21 protein-coding genes are annotated in these 21,894 nt (G+C 66.0%); 16 read left to right on the top strand and 5 right to left on the bottom strand.

Annotated features, from left to right (window positions below):
• Positions 1–12 precede the first annotated feature (12 nt).
• Entirely contained in the window at positions 13–375 is a 363-nt protein-coding gene (locus AC6LJY_RS00255; protein WP_146073902.1) for a hypothetical protein, read from the bottom strand.
• On the opposite strand from AC6LJY_RS00255, the gene AC6LJY_RS00250 reads away from it, so the two are divergent.
• The 14 genes from AC6LJY_RS00250 to AC6LJY_RS00185 all read left to right on the top strand — a co-directional run bounded on the left by AC6LJY_RS00250 (position 356) and on the right by AC6LJY_RS00185 (position 17,700).
• Positions 356–2,605 carry a thiamine pyrophosphate-dependent enzyme gene (locus tag AC6LJY_RS00250; RefSeq protein WP_498135049.1) on the top strand — a complete coding sequence of 750 codons (2,250 nt, stop codon included), beginning with the start codon at positions 356–358 and terminating at the stop codon, positions 2,603–2,605. The two genes, AC6LJY_RS00255 and AC6LJY_RS00250, sit on opposite strands and share 20 nt — an antisense overlap.
• Before the next feature lie 13 nt (positions 2,606–2,618).
• The gene (locus tag AC6LJY_RS00245; RefSeq protein WP_314357552.1) at positions 2,619–4,175 is read left to right on the top strand and encodes an indolepyruvate oxidoreductase subunit beta family protein; all 1,557 of its coding nucleotides are present in this window, start codon (positions 2,619–2,621) and stop codon (positions 4,173–4,175) included.
• Between the two features lie 50 nt (positions 4,176–4,225).
• Positions 4,226–5,203, top strand: coding sequence for a PDR/VanB family oxidoreductase (locus AC6LJY_RS00240; protein WP_498135048.1), 978 nt, complete (start codon positions 4,226–4,228; stop codon positions 5,201–5,203).
• A gap of 30 nt (positions 5,204–5,233) precedes the next feature.
• Positions 5,234–6,553, top strand: a complete 1,320-nt coding sequence (locus AC6LJY_RS00235) for an aromatic ring-hydroxylating dioxygenase subunit alpha (protein ID WP_498135047.1) — start codon at positions 5,234–5,236, stop codon at positions 6,551–6,553.
• Positions 6,550–7,041 carry an aromatic-ring-hydroxylating dioxygenase subunit beta gene (locus tag AC6LJY_RS00230; RefSeq protein WP_314357542.1) on the top strand — a complete coding sequence of 164 codons (492 nt, stop codon included), beginning with the start codon at positions 6,550–6,552 and terminating at the stop codon, positions 7,039–7,041. Before AC6LJY_RS00235 ends, AC6LJY_RS00230 begins: the two co-directional genes overlap by 4 nt.
• A 9-nt stretch (positions 7,042–7,050) precedes the next feature.
• The gene (locus tag AC6LJY_RS00225; protein ID WP_498135046.1) at positions 7,051–8,685 is read left to right on the top strand and encodes an AMP-binding protein; all 1,635 of its coding nucleotides are present in this window, start codon (positions 7,051–7,053) and stop codon (positions 8,683–8,685) included.
• Positions 8,682–9,851, top strand: coding sequence for a thiolase family protein (locus AC6LJY_RS00220; protein WP_498135045.1), 1,170 nt, complete (start codon positions 8,682–8,684; stop codon positions 9,849–9,851). The genes AC6LJY_RS00225 and AC6LJY_RS00220 overlap by 4 nt, the downstream gene beginning before the upstream one ends.
• On the top strand, positions 9,848–11,089 hold the full coding sequence (locus tag AC6LJY_RS00215) for an SDR family NAD(P)-dependent oxidoreductase (protein WP_498135044.1): 1,242 nt from the start codon (positions 9,848–9,850) through the stop codon (positions 11,087–11,089). The genes AC6LJY_RS00220 and AC6LJY_RS00215 overlap by 4 nt, the downstream gene beginning before the upstream one ends.
• A gap of 90 nt (positions 11,090–11,179) precedes the next feature.
• Positions 11,180–11,965, top strand: coding sequence for a cyclase family protein (locus AC6LJY_RS00210; protein ID WP_046803514.1), 786 nt, complete (start codon positions 11,180–11,182; stop codon positions 11,963–11,965).
• A 45-nt stretch (positions 11,966–12,010) separates the two neighbouring features.
• Positions 12,011–12,739: an SDR family NAD(P)-dependent oxidoreductase gene (locus tag AC6LJY_RS00205; RefSeq protein ID WP_485132212.1), complete on the top strand. Its 729-nt coding sequence runs from the start codon at positions 12,011–12,013 to the stop codon at positions 12,737–12,739.
• 193 nt (positions 12,740–12,932) lie between these two features.
• Positions 12,933–14,084 carry an ABC transporter substrate-binding protein gene (locus AC6LJY_RS00200; protein WP_046803516.1) on the top strand — a complete coding sequence of 384 codons (1,152 nt, stop codon included), beginning with the start codon at positions 12,933–12,935 and terminating at the stop codon, positions 14,082–14,084.
• An 18-nt stretch (positions 14,085–14,102) separates the two neighbouring features.
• Positions 14,103–15,143 (top strand): branched-chain amino acid ABC transporter permease, encoded by a 1,041-nt coding sequence (locus tag AC6LJY_RS00195; RefSeq protein ID WP_046803517.1) that lies wholly within the window; start codon positions 14,103–14,105, stop codon positions 15,141–15,143.
• Positions 15,140–16,933, top strand: coding sequence for a branched-chain amino acid ABC transporter ATP-binding protein/permease (locus tag AC6LJY_RS00190; protein ID WP_219991754.1), 1,794 nt, complete (start codon positions 15,140–15,142; stop codon positions 16,931–16,933). Before AC6LJY_RS00195 ends, AC6LJY_RS00190 begins: the two co-directional genes overlap by 4 nt.
• Entirely contained in the window at positions 16,933–17,700 is a 768-nt protein-coding gene (locus AC6LJY_RS00185) for an ABC transporter ATP-binding protein (protein WP_046803519.1), read from the top strand. Before AC6LJY_RS00190 ends, AC6LJY_RS00185 begins: the two co-directional genes overlap by 1 nt.
• Here the strand turns inward: AC6LJY_RS00185 and AC6LJY_RS00180 are convergent.
• The gene (locus tag AC6LJY_RS00180) at positions 17,697–18,632 is read right to left on the bottom strand and encodes a glycosyltransferase family 2 protein (protein WP_120153973.1); all 936 of its coding nucleotides are present in this window, start codon (positions 18,630–18,632) and stop codon (positions 17,697–17,699) included. The genes AC6LJY_RS00185 and AC6LJY_RS00180 overlap by 4 nt on opposite strands.
• A gap of 256 nt (positions 18,633–18,888) precedes the next feature.
• Here AC6LJY_RS00180 and AC6LJY_RS00175 point away from each other — a divergent pair, with 256 nt between their 5' ends.
• Positions 18,889–19,872, top strand: a complete 984-nt coding sequence (locus AC6LJY_RS00175; protein ID WP_120153971.1) for a LysR family transcriptional regulator — start codon at positions 18,889–18,891, stop codon at positions 19,870–19,872.
• A 56-nt stretch (positions 19,873–19,928) separates the two neighbouring features.
• On the opposite strand, the gene AC6LJY_RS00170 is transcribed toward AC6LJY_RS00175, so the two are convergent.
• Positions 19,929–20,057: a hypothetical protein gene (locus AC6LJY_RS00170; protein WP_006226408.1), complete on the bottom strand. Its 129-nt coding sequence runs from the start codon at positions 20,055–20,057 to the stop codon at positions 19,929–19,931.
• Here AC6LJY_RS00170 and AC6LJY_RS00165 point away from each other — a divergent pair.
• Entirely contained in the window at positions 20,056–20,223 is a 168-nt protein-coding gene (locus AC6LJY_RS00165) for a hypothetical protein (protein WP_314357478.1), read from the top strand. The genes AC6LJY_RS00170 and AC6LJY_RS00165 overlap by 2 nt on opposite strands.
• A gap of 53 nt (positions 20,224–20,276) precedes the next feature.
• Here the strand turns inward: AC6LJY_RS00165 and AC6LJY_RS00160 are convergent, their stop codons facing one another.
• A complete protein-coding gene (locus AC6LJY_RS00160; protein ID WP_498135043.1) occupies positions 20,277–21,236 on the bottom strand; it encodes a sugar kinase in 960 nt (319 codons plus the stop codon).
• Entirely contained in the window at positions 21,229–21,876 is a 648-nt protein-coding gene (locus AC6LJY_RS00155; protein WP_120153969.1) for a bifunctional 4-hydroxy-2-oxoglutarate aldolase/2-dehydro-3-deoxy-phosphogluconate aldolase, read from the bottom strand. The genes AC6LJY_RS00160 and AC6LJY_RS00155 overlap by 8 nt, the downstream gene beginning before the upstream one ends.
• Positions 21,877–21,894 lie beyond the last annotated feature (18 nt).

Below are 21,894 nucleotides of genomic sequence, written 5' to 3'. Positions count from 1 at the left end.
ACGCACCGGAATTCATGAATGGCCGACGGCCGAAAAAACGCATTGCACCACGACGGCGCAAACGCGCGCCATGATGCACGGCAATGCTGTTGCGCAGCACAGGGTATACCCCGAATCGCAACCCGTTTTTGCACCATGGCGGGGCCGAAAACCCGCCATGAAGCTAGAGAACAACCAGTATATACATCCTTGTTTTAGCGTGATATTTTTTGATTTCCATGAAATTTCATCTTTTTTGTTGACAGCTAAAACGTTGACTCCTAAAGTATTTTTCAGACGACAATTTCGTGGCACGACGATGCTGCACGGCAGCAAGGCTTGAGGACCGGTCATCCGGCCCCACCAGGAGTTCGAGATGGCTGAAAGGTCTTTCAAGAAAGAAGTCCAGCAGTTGCGCATCGGCGCCGGCGAAGAGTTTCGCGGCGAGGGCATTCTTGCCGTCACCAAAGCCTTGCTGCAATCGGGCGTGGGCTATGTGGCGGGCTATCAGGGTTCGCCCATTTCGCATTTGATGGATGTGCTGGCCGACGCCAACGACATCCTGCAAGAACTGGGCGTGCATTTCGAGGCCAGCGCCTCGGAAGCCACCGCCGCCGCGACCCTGGCGGCGTCCGTCATGTACCCGATACGCGGCGCGGTCACGTGGAAGTCCACCGTGGGCACCAACGTGGCGTCGGATGCGCTGGCCAACCTGGCATCGGGCGGCGTGACGGGCGGCGCGCTGGTCATCGTGGGCGAAGACTACGGCGAAGGCTCATCCATCATGCAGGAACGCTCGCACGCGTTCGCCATGAAGTCGCAGATCTGGCTGCTGGACCCGCGCCCCAACCTGGAAAGCATGGTCAAGGCCGTGGATGACGGCTTTGAATTGTCGGAAGCCAGCAAGACGCCGGTCATGCTGCAACTACGAATTCGCGGCTGCCACGTGCATGGCCGCTTCATTGCCAAGGAAAACAAGCGGCCCACGTTCTCGCTGGCGCAGGCGCTGGAAAGCCCGGCGCGCGACACCAGCCGCATCGTGCTGCCGCCCGCGTCCTTCCTGCACGAGCAGGAAAAAATCAAGGACCGCTGGCCCGCCGCCATCCGCTATATCAAAGAACACAAGCTGAACGAGCACTTTGACGGCGACCAGAACGACATCGGCCTGATCCTGCAAGGCGGCCTGTACAACGGCGTCATCCGCTCGCTGCAACTGCTGGGCCTGGCCGATAACTTCGGCAACAGCCGCATTCCGCTTTACGTCATGAACGTGACCTACCCCGTCATCGAAGACGAGGTCACGGAATTCTGCCGGGGCAAGCGCGCAGTGCTGCTGCTGGAAGAAGGCCAGCCGGATTACATCGAACAGAACCTGCACGCCGTGCTGCGCAAGGCGGGTATCGACACGCACCTGTCCGGCAAGGACGTGTTGCCGATGGCGGGCGAATACACCACGCAAGTGATGCGCGACGGCCTGCGCGAATTCTTGAAGCGCCATCGTCCTGAATCGCTACAGACGCATGCGGCGGTGGCGGTGGATGCGGTGGCCCAGGCCCAAGCCCAAGCCCAAGCCCCCAGCAGCCAACTTGAAATCACCGAAGTCGCGCGTCTGAAGCCTGCGGCAAAGCTCGTCGAGCAACCGATCACCTTCCACAAGCAGGTGGACGGGCTGGCCTCGGTGGTGCCACCGCGCCCTGCCGGCTTCTGTACGGGCTGCCCCGAACGCCCGATCTTTTCCGCGCTGACGCTGGCCCAGGAAAAGCTGGGGCAGCATCACATTTCGTGCGACATCGGCTGCCACCTTTTCTCCATCCTGCCGCCCTTCAACCTGGGCGCCACCACCATGGGCTACGGCCTGGGCGCCTCCAGCGCGGCGGCGTTCAATGTGCCCGCCGCCAAGCGCCCCATTTCCATCATGGGCGACGGCGGCTTCTGGCATAACGGCTTGTCGTCCGGCATCGGCAACGCGGTATTCAACAAGTACGACGGCGTCATCGTCATCGTCGACAACTTCTATGCGTCGGCGACCGGCGGGCAGGACATTTTGTCGTCGCGTGCCGACAACCCCGACCGCTCCACCAACAACCCCATCGACCACGCCGTGCGCGGCGTGGGCGTGAAGTGGGTGCGCACGCTGGACCGCACCTACGACGTGGCCAAGGTGCGCGCCACGATTGAAGAAGCGCTGACCACCGACATCAAGGGTCCGAAGGTCATCATCGCGCAGTCCGAATGCATGCTGAACAAGCAGCGCCGCATCAAGCCGCTATTCAACAAGGCCGTCAAGGAAGGCCGCCGCGTGGTCAAGGAACGCTTTGGCGTGGACCCCGACGTGTGCACGGGCGACCACGCCTGTATCCGGCTGTCCGGCTGCCCATCGCTGTCCATCAAGGACAGCGGCGACCCCTTGAAGGAAGACCCGGTAGCGCACGTGGAAAGCAGCTGCGTGGGCTGCGGCAACTGCGGCGAAGTGGCCCATGCCGCCGTGCTGTGCCCGTCTTTCTATCGCGCCGATATCGTGCACAACCCCACCGGCACCGACCGCTTCCTGGCACGCATGCGCGGCGCCGTGATCGGTTTCCTGCAACGCCGCCGCGCCGCGCGCCTGGCCCAATACGCCCTGTAAGGACTAGCCCTTCATGAACCCGCCGGCAATGCAGCAAGGCAACCCCATCAAGATCGCCATCCTGGCCATGGGCGGCCAGGGCGGCGGCGTCCTGGCCGACTGGATCGTCGACATGGCCGAACACGCCGGCTGGTGGGCGCAAACCACATCGGTGCCCGGGGTTGCGCAGCGCACCGGCGCCACCATCTACTACCTGGAACTGCTGCCCGAAGCGGACGTGGCGCGCGCCGGACGCCCGCCCGCGTTGGCCTTGATGCCCACCCCCGGCGACGTGGATCTGGTCGTTGCCGCCGAACTGATGGAAGGCGGCCGCGCCATCCAGCGTGGCCTGGTCACGCCGGAACGCACGGTGTTGCTGTCCTCGTCGCACCGCAGCTACGCCGTCAGCGAAAAGTCCGCGCCCGGCAACGGCATTGCCGACCCCAACAAAGTGCTGGAAGCCGGCCGCGCCGCCGCCAAGCGCTTCCTGTGCTTCGACCTGCAAGACCTGGCCGACCGCGCCGGCAGCGTCATCAGCGCCAGCCTGTTCGGCGCGGTGGCCGGCAGCGGCGCCCTGCCCTTCACGCGCGACGACTACGAGGCCACCGTGCGCCGCGCGGGCCTGGGCGTGGACGCCAGCCTGCGCGCCTTTGCGCTGGGCTTTGACGCCGCCCATGCCGCGCCCGCCCAACCCGCCGCCATCGACCTGACGCGCCCGGTGGCCGACGTGCCCGAACGCGCCGCCAGCCCGAAGACGCAAGCGCTGCTGGACACCATCAAGCGCGACTTCCCCGCCTGTGCGCAGCCCATGCTGACGGCCGGCGTGCGCCGCCAGCTGGAATTCCAGGACGCCGCCTACGCCGCCGACTACCTGCGCCACATGAAAGCGCTGCGCGACCTGGACGCCCAACACGGCGGCGACGCCCAAGGCTGGGCGCTGACCTGTGCCGCCGCGCGCTACGTGGCCACGGCCATGGCCTACGACGACGTGATCCGCGTGGCCGACCTGAAAACGCGCGGCACCCGCTTTGAACGGGTGCGAAACGAAGTGGGTGCACGGCCGGACCAACTGGTGATGACGACCGACTACATGCACCCGCGCCTGGAAGAAATCTGCGGCACGATGCCCACGCGCATGGGCCGCTGGCTGGAAGGGTCCAAGGCCTTCGGCGGCTTTGTGGAACGCCGCCTGGGCAAAGGCCGCCTGATGCAAAGCGGCACGCTGGGCGGCTTCCTGATGCTGTATTCGCTGGCCGGCATGCGCCGCTTTCGCCGCCGTACGTTGCGCCATCAAATCGAATCGGAAGGCTTGCGGCAATGGCTGGACCTGATTGCCCGGCTGGCGCCGCGGGACTACGCGCTGGCGGTTGAAACTGTTAACTGCCGGCGCCTGGTCAAGGGTTATAGCGATACGCACGTGCGCGGCGGCGGCAAGTATCGCCAGCTGATCGCGGCGGCGGCACAGCTGGTGGGCCGCCCCGATGCGGCCGAGACGCTGCGCACGCTGCGCGAGACCGCGCTGGCCAACGAAAGCTGCGCCCCGATGGAACGCCAGATGGCCGAGAAGCTGGCCGAAAAGCTGGCGGCCTGATCCCGCTACCCGAATACCGGAATACCGGAATACCGAAAGAGACAAACGCCGTGCAGACACTGAAACTGATCGTCCGGGAAGTCCGGCAAGAATCGCCGTTGATCCGTTCCTTCCGGCTGGCGCGCGAAGATGCCGGGCCGCTGCCCGCCTTCGGCCCCGGCGCGCATCTGAAAGTCACCGTGCCCGGTGTGCATGAACCGCGCTGCTATTCGCTGGTGCAGCTGACGCCCGACGCCGGCCAGTTCGCGCAGCCCACCGAATACCGGCTGGGCGTGCGGCTGGAAGAAACCAGCCAGGGCGGCTCGCGCCACCTGCATGCGCTGGCCGAAGGCGACACGCTTAGCGTGGAAGGCCCCAAGAACGATTTTCCGCTGCATGAATCTCCGGCAGGCGACGAACCCGTGGTGCTGATCGCGGGTGGCATCGGCATTACGCCGGTGGCGTCCATGGCCGCCGCGCTCAAAGCCGCCGGGCGCGACTTTCATCTGCACTACTGTGGCCGCAGCAAGGATCAGCTGGCCTTCCTGCCCGAACTGGAAGCGCTGGCGGGCAGCAGCCTGACCGTACACGCGGATGACGACCCCGCCTGCCGCTTCGACCTGCAAGCGCTTCTGGCCGCTTCCAACCCGCGCCAGCACCTGTACGTGTGCGGCCCCAAGGGCTTGATCGATGCCGTCATTGCCGGCGCCAAGGCCCGCCACTGGCCCGATGCCCACGTTCACTTCGAACTGTTCGTCACCGCCGCCGCGCAAGCCGGCGACCAGGCCTTTGAAGTCGAACTGCGCCAGTCCGGCCGCACGCTGACCATTCCCGCCGACAAGACCATCGTCGACGTCATGGAAGAAGAAGGCTGCGACCCGATGTACGACTGCAAGCGCGGCGAGTGCGGCGTGTGCCAGGCAACGGTGCTGGAAGGCGAGCCCGATCATCGCGACTACTACCTCTCGGACACCGAGAAGGCCAGCGGCAAGATCATCCAGATCTGTATCTCGCGCGCGAAATCCGCCCGCCTGGTGCTGGATCTGTAACGCTGCCGGCCCGACGACAAGGAAGCGACCATGGCCAAATACCGCAACAACCCCGACGCCATCCGCGCCCTGGTGCGCGACACGGAAGTACACAAGGACCTGTTCATCGACCAGGAATTATTCGACCTGGAAATGGAACGCCTGTACGCCAACACCTGGGTCTACGTCGGCCACGACAGCCAGGTGCCCAACAACGGCGACTACATCACCACCACCGTCGGCAACCAGCCCGTGGTGATGGTGCGCCACAGCGACAAGACCGTGCGCGTGCTGCACAACCGCTGCCCGCACAAAGGCACGATGGTGGCCGGCGACGCCTGCGGCAACACCGGCAAGTTCTTTCGCTGCCCGTACCACGCCTGGACGTTCAAGACGGACGGCAGCCTGCTGTCGATCCCCCTGAAGAAAGGCTACGAGAACACCGGCCTGGAAAACTGCGAAGCCAGCCAGGGCATGGCCGCCGTCAAAGACGTCAAGAACCACCGCGGCTTTGTGTTCTGCCGCCTGAATCCGGAAGGCCAGTCGTTCGAGGATTTCTTCGGCGATTCCTTGTCCACGCTGGACAACATGGTGGACCGCTCGCCCGAGGGCCGCCTGGAAGTGGCCGGTGGCGTGCTGCGCTACATGCACCGCTGCAACTGGAAGATGCTGGTCGATAACCAGACCGATACCTGCCACCCGATGGTGGCGCACGAATCGTCGGCGGGCACGGCCGTTAAGGTCTGGGAGCAGGCGCCCGAAGGCACGCCCAAGCCGATGGCGGTGGAACTGTTCGCGCCCTTTATCTCGCCGTACGAGTTCTTTGAAAACATGGGCATCCGCGTCTGGGAAAACGGCCACGGGCACACCGGCGTATCGGACTCGATCCACGCGTCGTACTCCGGCGTGCCGGGCTACTGGGAATCCATGGTGGCCGCCTACGGCGAGGAACGCGCCAAGCAGATCCTGGGCGACGTGCGCCACAACACCGTGTACTTCCCCAACATCATGGTGAAGGGCCCGATCCAGACGCTGCGCATCTTCAAGCCCCTTGCCGCCGACCGCACGCTGGTGGAATCGTGGACGTTCCGCCTGGTCGGCGCGCCCGACCTGCTGCTGGAGCGCACGCTGATGTACAACCGGCTGATCAACGCGCCCACCTCCGTGGTCGGCCATGACGACCTGGAAATGTACGAACGCGCCCAAGACGGCCTGAATTCCCGCGCGCGCGACTGGGTCAATGTGGGCCGGCTGTATACGCCCGACGAAGCCGGCCAGAAGAACGTCACCACCAACGGCACCAACGAATGGCAGATGCGCAACCAATACCGCGCATGGGGCCGCTACATGACCGGATCGGAGTCGGTATGAGCGCAAGCGACCGCGAGTTGATCGACTTTGTCTACGCCGAAGCGCGCCTGCTGGACGAGCTTCGCTTCGAAGACTGGCTGAACCTGTACACCGAAGACGGCTACTACTGGATGCCGCTGGCGCACGGCCAGACGGACCCCAAGCTGCACGCATCCCTGATGTACGAAGACAAGCTGCTGCTGCGCGTGCGGGTGGAGCGCTTGGCGGGCCAGCGCACGTTTTCGCAGCAGCCTAAAAGCCGCTGCCATCACCTGCTGCAAGCGCCCACTGTCGAACACGGCCACCCGGACGCCGCGCCTGAAGAAGGCCGCCATGTGGTGCGCACCGCCTTTCACTATGTTGAAACGCGCCAGGACATGCAGACGCTGTACGCCGGCTGGGCCACGCACCACCTGGTGGAACAGGACGGCGCGCTGCGCATCCGTTTGAAGCGCGTTGACCTGGTCAACTGCGACGCCGCCTTCGGCAACATCCAATTGTTCATGTAGGAGCGGCTTGTGAGCACCACCGTCCACCAGGCATTCGCCGACACCGCTTCGCGCTACCGCGCGCAGCCCTTCCTGTGCATCCTGCCGGAAACGGCCCAGGTCTATGGCATAGACGCCGGCGAACTGTCGTATGGCCGCGCGGCCGACGCCATTGAAACGCTGCGCGCCGCCTATGCGGCGGCGGGCTACGGCCACGGCCACCGCGTGGGGCTGCTGCTGGAAAATCGCCCCGCCTTCTTCCTGCATTGGTTCGCCTTGAACGCGCTGGGCGTGTCCGTCGTGCCGATCAACCCGGACCTGCGCGCGGCCGAACTCGAATACCTGACCGGCCATTCCGAGATCGCCCTGGCCGTTGCCCTGCCCACCCGCCACGCCGACCTGCTGGCCGCTGCCGAACGCGCGGGCCGCCCCTTGCGCGTGATGGGCCCCGACGATGCACCGCCGCCCGCGCCCTTCACCGCGCCGCTGGCCGACACCGCGCCCACCGAGCTGACGGAATGCGCCCTGCTGTACACGTCCGGCACCACCGGCCGGCCCAAGGGTTGCATCCTGCCCAACCGCTATTTCCTGCACGCGGGCGGCTGGTATGCGCGCATCGGCGGGCTGGCAACGCTGCGCCCCGGCCAGGAACGCATGCTGACGCCGCTGCCGCTGGTGCACATGAACGCCATGGCGTATTCCGCCATGGCCATGGTGCTGACCGGCGGCTGCCTGATTCCGCTAGACCGCTTCCACCCCAAGACGTGGTGGGACAGCGTGCGCGACGCCGGCGCCACCGTGCTGCATTACCTGGGCGTGATGCCCGCCATACTGATGAAGGCGCCGCCGTCCGACCGCGACCTGCAACCCGCCATCCGCTTCGGCTTTGGCGCGGGCGTGGACCGCAAGCTGCATGCGCCGTTTGAAGCGCGCTTCGGCTTTCCCTTGCTTGAAGCCTGGGCCATGACCGAAACCGGCGCGGGCGCCGTCATCATCGCCAACCACGAACCGCGCCACGTCGGCACCAGCAGCTTTGGCCGCGAAGAAGACGACGTGCAGGTGCGCATCGTGACGGACGCGGGCCAGCCCGCCGCCGTGGGCGAACACGGCGAACTGCTGGTGCGGCACGCCGGCGACGACCCGCGCTACGGCTTCTTCGCCGGCTACCTGAAAGATGAAGCCGCCACCGACGAGGCCTGGCAAGACGGCTGGTTCCATACGGGCGACATCGTGCGCCGCGAAGCCGACGGCGCGCTGCGCTTTGTGGACCGCAAGAAAAACGTGATCCGCCGCAGCGGCGAAAACATCTCGGCCGTGGAAGTGGAAAGCGTGCTGATGCAGCACCCGCTGGTCAAGGCGGTGGCCGTGGCCGCCGTGCCCGACCCGGTGCGCGGCGACGAAGTGCTGGCCTGCGTTGTGGCCGACACCCTGCCCGCCGACGACGCCGCCATGGCCGATGCCGCGCGCGATATCGTGCAGTGGTGCCTGCAACAGCTGGCCTATTACAAGGCCCCCGGCTATGTGGCCTTTGTGGACAGCCTGCCGCTGACCACCACCAACAAGATCCAGCGCGGCGAAATGAAAACGCTGGCGCCGACCTTGCCGGGCACGGCGCGCTGCATCGACACCAACGCCATGAAAAAGCGCCAGGAGCCTGCCCGATGAGCCGCCTGGGCTATGACGGCATCGTGGCGGCCCTGCCCGTCACCATCCCGTACGAACGTTATTCCACGCATGCCGCCCACTGGTGGCTGGGCCGCGCGCTGGGCGCCCTGATCCGGCAATCCGGCGTGGCCAAGCCGGACGTGGACGGCCTGTGCGTGTCCAGCTTCACGCTGGCGCCGGACACCGCCGTCGGCCTGGTCCAGCACCTGGGCATGAGCCCGCGCTGGCTGGATCACATTCCCATGGGCGGCGCCAGCGGCGTGGCCGCGCTGCGCCGCGCGGCCCGCGCCGTGCAGGCGGGCGACGCAAACATCGTCGCCTGCATCGCGGGCGACACCAACCACGTGGACTCGTTTCGCAATACCGTCAGCCAGTTTTCGCGCTTTGCGCAAGACGCCGTCTACCCCTATGGCGCGGGCGGTCCCAACGCCAGCTTCGCGCTGCTGACGGCGCACTACATGCGCACCACCGGCACCACGCGCGAGGATTTCGGCAAGCTGTGCGTGGCGCAGCGCGACAACGCCTTGCGCTACCCGCACGCGCTGATGAAAAAGCCGCTCAGCCTGCAACAGTATCTGGACGCGCGCGTCATTACCGACCCCATCCATCTGTTCGACTGCGTGATGCCCTGCGCGGGCGCCGACGCCTTCCTCGTCATGCGTGAAGACCAGGCCCGCGCCTTGAACCTGCCCTATGCCCGCATCCTGTCCACCATCGAACGCCACAACGCCTGGATCGAAGACCCCATCCAGACGCGCGGTGGCTGGACCATGGACGTGGACGAACTGTACGGCCAGGCCAACGCCACCCCGGCCGACATGGACTTCCTGCAAGCCTATGACGACTATCCCGTCATCAACCTGATGCAGATCGAAGACCTGGGCTTTTGCAACAAGGGCGACGCGCCGGAATTCGTCCGCGCCCACACCTTCACCGTGGACGGCAGCTTCCCCTTCAACACCAACGGCGGCCAGCTGTCGGTGGGTCAGGCGGGCGCGGCGGGCGGCTATCTGGGCATGGTCGAAGCGCTGCGCCAATTGACCGGCACGGCGGGCGGCACGCAAGTGGCCGACGCGCGCGTTGGCATGGTCAGCGGTTTCGGCATGATCAATTACGACCGCGGCCTGTGCACCGCCGCGGCCATCCTGGCAAGGAGCGACGCATGACCGAGCCGCTAGCCAAGCCGCCCCGGAAGAATCCGGTTGCGCGCACCCGCCAGCCCACCTTGCCGCCCGGCTCGCGCAGCCGCGCGGCGCTGGGCCTGACGGCCGCCGCCGCCGAAGGCCGCTTCGATTTGCAGACCTGCGCCGATTGCGGCGCGGTGCAATATCCGCCGCGCGAAGTGTGCGGCCACTGCCTGTCCGAACACCTGCCCTGGCGGCCGGCCGACCCCAACGGCAAGTTGCTGGTCAGCACCACGCTGCATCACAGCAACGACCTGTACTTCCGCGAACGCCTGCCATGGCGCGTGGGCACGGTGGTGATGGACGCCGGCCCCTCCGTCGTGGCGCACGTGCACCAGGACTGCGCCGACGGCGCCCGCGTGCGGCTGGCGCTGAAGCTGGACCGCAGCGGCCAAGCCGTGATGATCGCCCTGCCTGAAAGGAATACGCCCAACATGGAAGACGACAAGACGCTGCGCGAAACCTCGTGCGACCCGAAGTTCCGCCGCGCGCTGGTCACCGACGGCAAGTCGGCGGTGGGTCAGGCCGTGGCGCGCGCCCTGCTGGACGCGGGCTGCCCCACGGTGTTCCTGGGCGATGCGCAGGCCTGGAAGCGCGACGCCGCCTTTGACGCGCTGGCGCAAGACCCGCGCGTGCAATCGGTGGCCCTGGACGTGACGGATTCCGATTCCGTGGATCGGCTTGCCGCCTCAATCGGCGGCAAGGTGGAAATCCTGGTGAACACGGCCGATCTGGAACGCGAAGGCGGCCTGCTCCATCGCAAGGACGTAAACACCGCGCGCGACGCCATGGACGTGAACGTGCTGGGGCTGATGCGCCTGGCGCAGAGCTTCGGCCCTGCCCTGTGCAGCCGCGCCGCCGACGGCGTCAACAACGCCACCGCCTGGGTCAACGTGCTGTCCATCTACGCGCACATGAACCTGCCGTCGCGCGGCATGTGGTCGGCATCGAAGGCCGCCGCCTTGTCGCTGACGCAATGCCTGCGCGCGGAAATGCGCGGCGCCGGCGTGCGGGTGGTGAACGTGTTTCCCGGCCCCGTCGACCACGAATGGGAACAGCGCACGCCGCCGCCGCGCGTGGCCCCCGCCGCCATCGCCGCCGCCATCGTGCGCGCGCTGAAGGACGGCGTGGAAGACGTGTATGTGGGCGACGTGGCGCAGGAATTCCGAGCACGCCTGGCCGACAACCCCAAGGGGCTGGAACGCGAGCTGGGCGCCTGACCGCGCCCGCCACGCCACTGCCCAAGACAACACCCCCGATTCCCTCCGGCGCATCGCGCAAGCGACGCGCCCACCCCCAGGAGCCGCAGCATGAGCCAGAACATTCTTGCCCAATTCATGACGGAACTTGTCACCGGCCGCATCGGCCTGGTGGACTTGACCGAGACGCTGACGCCGGAATTTCCCACCATCGTCCTGCCGCCGGAATTCGGCCAGGCGTGGCCGTTCCGCATGGAAGAAATCTCGCGCTATGACGAGCGCGGCCCGGCTTGGTACTGGAACAATTTTTCGTGTTCCGAGCACACCGGTACGCACTTCGACGCGCCCGCCCACTGGGTATCGGGCAAGGACCAGCCCGACAACACGGTCGACACGATTCCCATCGACGCCTTCATCGCCAGCGCGTGCGTGATCGACTGTTCCGCCGAGGCCCGCGACAACCCCGACTTTCTGCTGACCATCGACTTCGTCAAGGCCTGGGAGGAAAAGCACGGCCGCATCCCCGCGCGGTCGTGGGTGCTGATGCGCACCGATTGGTCCAAGCGCGCCAAGCCCGTCGAATACCTGAACATGCAGGAAGACGGCGCCCACTCGCCCGGCCCGGACGCCGACGTGGTGCCGTGGCTGATCAAGGAACGCGATGTGCATGGCTTCGGCACGGAATCGGTGGGCACCGACGCCGGCCAGGCTCACCACCTGAACCCGCCCTACCCCTGCCACTACTACATGCACGGCAATAACCGCTACGGCTTGCAGTGCCTGACCAACCTGGACCAGTTGCCGCCCACCGGCGCCGTGATTTTCTCGGCCCCGCTGAAGATCCGCAGCGGCTCGGGCAGCCCGCTGCGCGTGCTGGCGCTGGCGCCCCGCGCCTGAGCCCCGCCGGACCTGGCCTATACGGCAACGCAACCAAGGACACGCATGACACAACAATACGTAGCGCTGGTCACCGGCGGCAGCGCCGGCATAGGCGCCGAGATCTGCCGCAGCATGCTGGACGCCGGCTATGAAGTGATTTCAATGGCGCGCCGCGCGGCGGACTTTACTCACCCGCGCCTGCACAACATGCAGGTGGACTTGCTGGATGCGGACGCCACCGCGCAGGCCGGTCAGGAGGCCGCGTCCCGCTTTCCGATCAGCCACGTTATCCACAACGCGGGCGTGATCTGGCCCAACTTGCTGCCGCAAGTCACACAGGAAGAACTGCACGGCCTGACGCAGATTCACCTGGGCGCCGCGATCAGCCTGGTGCAGGCGGCGCTGCCCGGCATGCAGGAACGCCATTTCGGCCGCATCGTGATGATGTCGTCGCGCGGCGCATTGGGCCTGCCCACGCGCACCGCCTATTCGGCCACCAAGGCCGGCATGGTGGGCATGGCGCGCACCTGGTCGCTGGAACTGGCGCCCCATGGCATCACGGTGAACGTGGTGGCCCCCGGCCCGATCCAGACGGACATGTTCTACGAAGTGATCGAACCCGGCAGCGAACGGGAAAAGCAGCTGGCCAACGGCATTCCGGTCAAGCGCCTGGGCCGCTCCGACGACGTGGCGCGCGCGGTGATGTTCTTTGCCGACCCCGCCAACAGCTTCGTAACCGGCCAGACGCTGTTCGTCTGCGGCGGCGCCAGCGTCAGTTCCATCACCATCTAGTGGACGTGGCGCCATGCATGCTTCGGGTTTTGACGGATAGGTAAGCACCAAGAGCCCGTCTACAGTGCTGATCCTTGCAGGTTAGAAATTTTAAGCAACAAGTAATTCTCGCGATTCCCAAGATTTTCGCTGTTCCCGTTTTCTCCGCTTTTCAGCTGCACCCCCACCCTGCTCCCTATCCGGAGGTTTTGCCATGCTGTCGAAGAAACTCCCCCTGGCCGCGGCCGCCGCCGTTGCCGCCCTGTTCGCCCTGCCCGCGTTGGCGCAAATGAAAGTGGGCGTCGTCACGTCTTCCACCGGCCCGACCGCACTGGTCGGCATTCCGCAGAAGAACACCGTGCCGCTGCTGCCCAAGAAAATCGGCGACCTGACCGTGGAATATGTCTCGCTGGACGACGCCAGCGATTCCACCAACTCGGTGACGGCGTTCAAGAAGCTGATTTCGGAACAGAACGTGGACGCGTTGATCGGCCCGTCGGGTTCGCCCAACGCCATGGGCGTGATCCAGTTCGCCGCCGAGGCCGGCGTGCCGATGCTGGCGCCGGTGGGCACGGCGGCCGTGGTGCTGCCCATGAACGAGCAGAAGAAGTGGGTGTTCAAGACCACGCAGAACGACGACATCATCGCGCGCGCGCTGGTCGACCACATGGCCAAGACCGGCATCAAGACGGTGGGCTTCATCGGCCTGAACGATCCGTATGGCGAGAATTGGTACAAGGTCTTCTCGGGCCTGGCCACCGAGAAAGGCATCAAGATCATTGCGAACGAGCGCTATCTGCGCTTTGACAGCTCGGTCACGGGCCAAGCCTTGAAGATCCTGGCCGCCAAGCCGGACGCCGTGCTGGTGGCCGCCCCCGGCGCCGCCAGCGTGCTGCCGCAGACGACGCTGTTCGATCAAGGCTACAAGGGCAAGTTCTACCAGACCCACGGCGCGGCGCTGCCCGACTTCCTGAAACTGGGCGGCAAGAAGGTCGAAGGCACGGTGCTGGCCGCCAGCCTGATGCTGGTGCTGCCGGAAATGCCGGACAGCAACCCGTCCAAGAAAGTCGCCACCGACTACATCGCCGCGTACGAAAAGCTGAACGGTTCCAAGCCCGCCACCTTCGGCGCCAACGTCTACGACGCCGGGCTGCTGCTGGAAAAGGCCGTGCCGATTGCCGAGAAGGCCGGCAAGCCGGGCACCAAGGAATTCCGCAGCGCCTTGCGCGACGCGCTGGAACAGACCAAGGAGCTGGTGGGCACGCAAGGCGTCTACAACATGAGCGCCGCCGACCACAGCGGTTTCGATGATCGCGGCCGCGAGCTCATCACCGTCAAGGACGGCAACTGGACGCTGGTGAAGTAACGGCTTGGACCTTTTCGCATGAATGCTCAGATCGCCTTGATACTCGGGCAGGACGGCATCACCAACGGCGCGATCTATGCGTTGTTGGCGTTGTCGATCCTGCTGGTCTTTACCGTTACCCGCGTGCTGTTCATCCCCCAGGGCGAGTTCGTCGCCTTCGGCGCGCTGACCATGGCGGCCATCCAGGCCGGCAAGCCCGTGCTGCTGGTGTGGCTGCTGCTGGCCTTTGCGCTGGCTGAAGCCGTGGCCGACCTGATGGCGCGGGCCAAGCGCCCGGGCCGCTCGCGCGGGCTTTGGCGCATCGCGGCCAAGGCGATCTACCCGCTGATCCTGGCGGGGCTGTTGTACCAACTGCCGCTGGCGCAGCTGCCGATGGCCGTGCAGGCGTTGTTGACGCTGCTGCTGGTGGTGCCAATGGGGCCGCAGCTGTATCGGCTGTTCTATCAGCCGATCGCCTCGGCGTCCACGCTGGTGCTGCTGATCGTGTCCATTGCCGTGCACCTGGCGCTGGTGGGCCTGGGCCTGCTGGCGTTCGGCGCCGAGGGCGCGCGCACCGCGCCTTTTTCCGACGCCAGCCTGGCGCTGGGTCCCATCAACGTCAACAGCCAGGCGCTTTGGGTGGTGGCGGTGTCGGCGGTGCTGATCGTGGTGCTGTACCAGTTCTTTGAACGCTCGATGTACGGCAAGGCGCTGCGCGCCGCGGCGTTCAACCGGCTGGGCGCGCGGCTGATGGGCATTTCGCCCATCTTCGCCGGGCGCGCCACGTTTTTTCTTGCCGCGTTGATCGGCACGGTGTCGGGCATACTCATCGCCCCCATCACCACCATGTATTTCGATTCGGGCTTCATGGTCAGCCTGAAGGGCTTCGTGGGCGCCATCATCGGCGGCCTGGTCAGCTACCCCTTGGCGGCGGCCGGCGCGGTGCTGGTCGGGCTGATCGAAGCGTTCTCGTCGTTCTGGGCCAGCGCGTACAAGGAAATCATCGTGTTCACGCTGATCATTCCCGTGCTGCTCTGGCGCTCGTTGAAAAGCCATCACGTCGAGGAAGAAGACGAATGAACCCCCGCATCATCCTCGTCGCGTTCCTGGCGCTGCTGGCGCTGGGGCCGCTGGCCCTGCCGCCGTTCTATATCACGCTGCTGAACTACATCGGCCTGTACGCGCTGGTAGCGCTGGGCCTGGTGCTGCTGACCGGCGTGGGCGGCCTGACCAGCTTCGGCCAGGCGGCCTTCGTGGGCGTGGGCGCCTACACCACGGCGCTGCTGACCACCCGCGCCGACACGCTGCCGTCGTGGCTGGCCTGGCTGGGCGCATCGCCCTGGCTGACGCTGCTGGCCGGCTTGTTGCTGACGCTGGTCATCGCCTACCTGCTGGGCGCGATCACGCTGAAGCTGTCGGGCCACTTCCTGCCGCTGGGCACCATCGCCTGGGGCCTGTCGCTGTACTTTGCGTTCGGCTCGGTGGAAGGGTTGGGCGGCCATACCGGCATCCCAGACATCCCGGCCATCAACCTGTTCGGCTGGACGCTGAACCAGGGCGGCAGCATCTATTACCTGATCTGGGCATTTCTGATGGTGGCCGTCTGGTCCACGCAGAACCTGCTGGATTCGCGCGAAGGCCGCGCCATCCGCGCGCTCAAGGGCGGCCGCGTGATGGCCGAATCCATGGGCGTGAACACGGCGCGCTCGCGCATGGTGATCTTCATCATCGCGGCCTTGCAGGCCTGCGCGTCCGGCTGGCTGTACGCGCACATGCAGCGCTTTGTGAACCCGAATCCGTTCGGCCTGCAAATGGGTATCGAATATCTGTTCATGACGGTGATCGGCGGCGCGGGCCAGGTCTGGGGCGCGCTGGTGGGCGCCGGCGTGTTTACGGTGGCCAAGCAATGGTTGCAAGACTGGTTGCCCAAGGTGCTGGGGCAGACGGGCAACTTTGAAGTCATCGTGTTCGGCTTCGGCATGGTGCTGTTGCTGCACCGCGCCCGCAGCGGCCTGTGGCCGGTGCTGACGCGCTGGATCCGCGTGAAGAAAGCAGTGCGCCGCGTGGACATGAACGCCGAGCCCCTGCCGCGCAAGCCCATGCCGGCGCGCGGCGAGGTGGTGTTGAAGGCGGTGGACGTGACGCGCAAGTTCGGCGGCCTGGTCGCCAACAACGCCATGAACCTGGAGATACGCGCCGGTGAGATCCTGGCGTTGATCGGCCCCAACGGCGCGGGCAAGAGCACGATGTTCAACCAGATTTCGGGCGTGGACACGCCCACCTCGGGCCAGGTCACGCTGCTGGGGCAATCGGTGGCGGGCGCCGGTGCGCGCAAGATCGCGCGCCTGGGCTTGTCTCGCACGTTCCAGCATGTGCGCCTGTTGGGCCGCATGAGCGTGCTGGAAAACGTGGCGATCGGCGCGCACCTGCGCGGCCATCGTGGCGTGCTGCCGGCCGCCTGGCGCCTGGACCGGGCCGAGGAAGCGCGCCTGCTGGCCGAGGCCGCGCGGCAGGTCGAACGCGTGGGGCTGGGCAAGCACCTGCACGACGAAGCCGGATCGCTGGCCTTGGGGCAACAGCGCATTCTGGAAATCGCGCGGGCGCTGGCGTCGGACCCTTGCATCCTGCTGCTGGACGAGCCGGCGGCGGGGCTGCGCTATCAGGAAAAATGCGAGCTGGCCGAGCTGCTGAAGAAGCTGCGTTCGGAAGGCATGGCCATCTTGCTGGTCGAGCACGACATGGATTTCGTGATGGGCTTGGTGGATCGCGTGGTGGTCATGGACTTCGGCGAAAAAATCGCTGAGGGCTTGCCGGCCGAGATCCAGCACAACCCCGCGGTGCTTGAGGCCTATCTGGGCGGAGTGGAATGATGAGCACGAATCTGCTGGAAGTGCGCGACTTGCGCGTGGCGTACGACAAGGTCGAAGCGGTCTCGGGCGTGAGCCTGACGGTGGGCGAAGGCCAGATCGTGACCGTGATCGGCCCCAACGGCGCGGGCAAGACCACCTTGCTGTCGGCCATCATGGGCGTGCTGCCCTCCACGGGCCAGATCGTGTTCGGCGGGAAACCGCAGGAGCATGCCGAGATCGAGGAAATGGTGGCGGCCGGGATGAACCTGGTGCCCGAAAAGCGCGAGCTGTTTTCTGAAATGACGGTGCACGACAACCTGATGCTGGGCGGCTTCCACCGTTTTCGCACGGGCTTGCGCGACCAGGACAAAACGCTGGCGGAAGTTTACGAGCTGTTCCCGCGACTGAAGGAACGCCATGCGCAACTGGCCGGCACGCTGTCGGGTGGTGAACGCCAGATGCTGGCCGTGGGACGCGCGTTGATGGCCAAGCCGCGCCTGCTGATGCTGGACGAACCCAGCCTGGGGCTGGCGCCGCGCATCGTGCGTGAAGTGTTCAAGATTGTGGCGCGGCTGCGCGAGATGGGCGTGTCGATCCTGCTGATCGAACAGAACGCCCGCGCGGCGCTGCAAGTGGCCGACTACGCCTATGTGCTGGAAACGGGCGCCGTCACGCTGGAAGGGCCGGCCGCCGAGGTCGCGGTGGACCCGCGCGTGGTCGAGGTGTATCTGGGGCTGGGGCATGGCGCGTCCGCGCCTGCCGTGCCCGCCGCCCCCACGGCGGTCTAGGCCACGCCGCGACGCCGATCCCGCCGGTACAGCGCATAGCCCACCGGCCACATCGCCGCCACCATGAAGGTTGCCATGGGGTTGGTCAGCCGATAGGCGCCCACTGCCGTGGGCACGCCCGAATGCTTCAGGTGCAGCCGAAAGCGCGTGTAGCGCGCGGCCGCCATGATGAATTCGCGCGGGCGATAGCGGAAGAATTCCAGGTGATGTTGCAGCATGTCCCAGGCCAGCAGGTACAGGCCTTGGGCGTTGTTGCTGACCGACACCGCGCCTTGGGACAAGCCGCCCGGGGTGTCGTGGTACGTGCGCACCACGCGGTTGATGAAGCGGCTGAGATAGCCCGCGCGCGCAATCGCCCACCACACCAGGCTTTCCGGCACGAAGCCGGCCACGTCTTCCGGGAAAGGATATTTGCGCAGGATGTCGGTGCGCATACAGCCGAACTTCTCGCCCTTGATGCGATAGCGGAAGTACACGTCCACGGCGGTGCTGTCGAACACGTCTTGCGGATAGCGGTCGCCGACGATGCTGCCGTCGGGCCGCGCGCACAGCCCGGTCACGGCCACATAGGAATCGCGGCGCGCGGGCGGGATGGCCTCCCAGGCTTCCTTGAAGATGGCCAGCGCGTCGGACGGCATTTCGTCGTCGCTGTCCAGGCCGACGATCATCTGGCCGTTGGCTTCGCGCACGCCCCGATTGAAGGCGGTTTTCTTGTGCTGGTTGTTCTGCCAGATGTAGCGGATGGGAAAATCCGCGCGCGTCTGCCAGTCCAGGATGGATTCGTGGGTGTTGTCGGTGGAGCCGTCGTCCACCACGACCCATTCGAAGTCCCTGAATGTCTGCCGGGAAAGCGATTCGTACACCCGGTGCAGCGTACCCGCCCGGTTGTAGGTGGGCGTTAGAACGGTGAAAAACGTTGGTGTATCGGTCATGCCTGCTATGCCCCTTTGCGATCTCCGTGCCACCGCTGCGGTCTTGGTCTGTCTGTTTTCGCCTGAAGTGTAGGGGATATGCCAACGTGAACCGATGCCACGGCATTCAAATTTGCAATCAAATCTGTCAACCCATGCGATTTTTAGGCAATATCGCGCAGCTGTGGCGCGGCGTTGGCGAATTTATCGCGATCTTTTGACCAAGCGCTGCCGTGCGCGAGTGGCGTAAACTCGTGCGGCCAAATCCGGAACGCCTATGGAAGCTTCGACCGTCCAGCTCAATGACATTGCCTTGTTTGTAGAGGTCGCCAAGCGCAAGAGCTTCAGCATGGCCGCGCGCGCGCTGGACATGCCTACGTCCACGCTGTCGCGGCGTATCAACGAACTGGAACGCGCGATCGGCCTGCGGCTGATCAACCGCAACACCCGGCGGCTGGACCTGACCGAAGCGGGCGCCGCCTACATGCGCCGCTGCCAGGGCCTGATCGACGAGGCCCGGCTGGCGCACGAGCAGTTGCTGTCGCTGTCCGGCGGCCCGTCGGGCAACCTGCGGGTGTCGATGCCGTACAGCCTGGCGATGTGGCTGCTGCCCGAAACCATCAAGGACTTCACCGACCAGTACCCCGACGTCGAATGCGAATTCGACCTGAGCATGATGACGGCGTCCGACGCGCAAGGCACGCCGTTTGACGTGGTGCTGCGATTTGGCCGCGATGGGGATATTTCGCCGACGACGCTGGACGTCGGCCATGGCAACGGGAACGGTAACGGCAATGGCGGCGACGCCGGCCGCCCGGTTGGCGCCGTGGTGCAGGAGCTGGTGTCCCTGGACAACTACCTGTATGCGTCCGAGCGCTACCTGCAACGCCATGGCGAACCCCGGACACCGGGCGAATTGACGCAACACCAGTGCCTGCGAACCACGATCGACGACGCGCATTCGCACTGGACGCTGCACGACGGCACGGTCAGCGAAGTGGTGCCGGTCAGCGGCCATCTGGCGGCCAACAACATGAGCATCGCGGGCACGCTTGCCGGCCTGGACCTGGCCATCACCCGCATGCCCAACTGCCTGGCGCTGGACCCGATCATCAAGCGCAACTCGCTGCGCCGCGTGCTGCCGGGCTGGTCAGTGGACCCGATCTCGATCTACGCGGTGTACCCGTCAAGCATCCAACCGGCCAAGACGCGCGCGTTCATGGATTTCATCAAGCCCAAGCTTGGCCCGGCCCCTGCATAAAAAAATCCCCGCAAGGCACGAAGCCCTGCGGGGATTTTTCAGATCCAGAACGTCGATTAGACGCGCTTGATCTTTTCCAGCATCTTGAAAACACCCTTGGGCGACTTGACGAACAAGCGCTTGAAGGCCTTGCCCAGGCAACGGCGTTCCAGGGTGTTACGACGCACGCGTTTGCGTTCAGCCATGTTGATTCTCCTGTTGAATTTGCGGAAAAAAGTCACCGCACAACCGGATATCAGGCTGGCGGAAAAAATTCGGATAACTTGGCATTTTAGCCTGAAATTTCCCGCCGACGCCAATGGCGGGTATTTGGGGCGCATGGCGGCGCGGCGGGACCCGTCCCTGAATTGATCCAGGCGGCATCGACCGCCTCCGCCCGCGCTCCCGCGCCCCCCGCCCCAGGCCTACTTCGACCCCGCGGCGCCCTGCCCCGCCAGCAACGCCAGGCGTTCCCGAACCTGTTCGGCACGCGGCAGCGGGTCCACCGCGCCATAGCCCAGGGTGGACAGCGCCGCCGCCGCGTTGGCATAGCGCACGGCCTCTTCCCAGCTGTCGCCCTGGCAGCGCCGGGCCAGCAGGCTGCCGGCAAAGCAGTCGCCCGCCCCCGTGGCGTCCACGGCGTCCACGCGCAGGGCGGCCATCGGCGTGCGGGTCTTGCCGTCGTCGATGATGGAACCGTCCTTGCCCAGTTTCAGCACGACCACGCCTGCCGCGCCGCCGTCGCGGATCCAGTCCAGCGTGCGTTCGGGGTCGTCATTGCCGGTCAGGTGCTGCATGTCGTCCATGCTGGGCAAGAACAGATCGGCCTGCCGCATCGTTTCGCGCAGGATGGCGCGGGCGCGGTCCACGGGCCACAGGCGCAGGCGCAAGTTGGAATCCAGGCTGATCTGGGTGCCCGCCGCCCTGGCCCGTTGCATGGCGGCAAACACCGTGTCGCAGGCGCTGGTGCTGATTGCCATGCTGATGCCCGACACATGCAGGAAGCGGCTGCGTTCGATCAGCCCGCTGTCCAGCAGGGCCGGCGTCATCAGGCTGGCGGCCGAGCCCCGGCGCAGGTAGCTGAACGCATGGCCGTCGGGCCCGTGTTGCACGAAATACAGGCCCGTGTGGGCGTCCTCGTCGCGCTGCACGCCGGACGTGTCCACGCCTTCTGCCTGCCACAGGTCCAGGAACTGCGCGCCGAAGGCGTCGTTGCCCACCCGGGTCAGATAAGCGCAGCGCGCGCCTTGCCGGGCCGCCGCGATGGCTGCGTTGGAGGTATCGCCGCCAAAGCCTTGCAGGTATTGAAGCTGGCCCTTGTGCGTCTGGTTCAGTTCGATCAACGGCTCGCCCAGCGCGACGATGTCGAAGTCCACGTCAGCCATGGGACGCCTCCAGGGTGCGAGTGATCTGCGCGACCAGAGCCGCCGTATCGCGCGCGGCGAAGGCGGCCTTGTCATAAAGGTTGCTGCCGATGCCGACCAAGCCGGCCCCGGCCGCGAAATACGTGCCCATGTTTTCCTGCGTGACGCCGCCCGTGGGGCAGAAGATGGTGTCGGGAAACACGGATTTCAGGGCGGCCAGGTGCTTGGGGCCGCCCGTATCCGCCGGAAAAACCTTCACCACATCCACGCCCGCGCGCCGCGCGGCCAGTACTTCGGTGGGGGTAAAGGCGCCCAACAGGCACAGGGCGTCGGCGGCATGGGCCATGTCGACGATATCGGTGGCCAGGCCCGGCGACACCAGGAAATCGGCGCCGGCCACCAGCGCCTCGCGCGCCTGGGTTTCGTCCAGCACGGTGCCCACGCCCAGCAGCAGGCTGGGGCCGTGCTTGTCGCGCAGCGCGCGCACCAGGTCGGTCACGCCGGGAATCGTCCAGGTCAATTCCAGGGTGCGGCAACCGGCCGCCACCGCCACTTCGGCGGCATAGGCGGCGGTGGCGGCGTCGGTATAGCGCAGCACGGGCACGACCCGGGCCGCCAGCAAGGCGGATAGCTTGGACGCGAGGGGAGCGGATGCGGTCATGGGATTCCTCTGAGGCTG

It is taken from the genome of Achromobacter sp. RT286_PF, assembly GCF_059760425.1.
The sequence above is the reverse complement of the archived record's forward strand: the minus strand, read 5'-3'. Positions and strand labels throughout refer to the sequence as shown.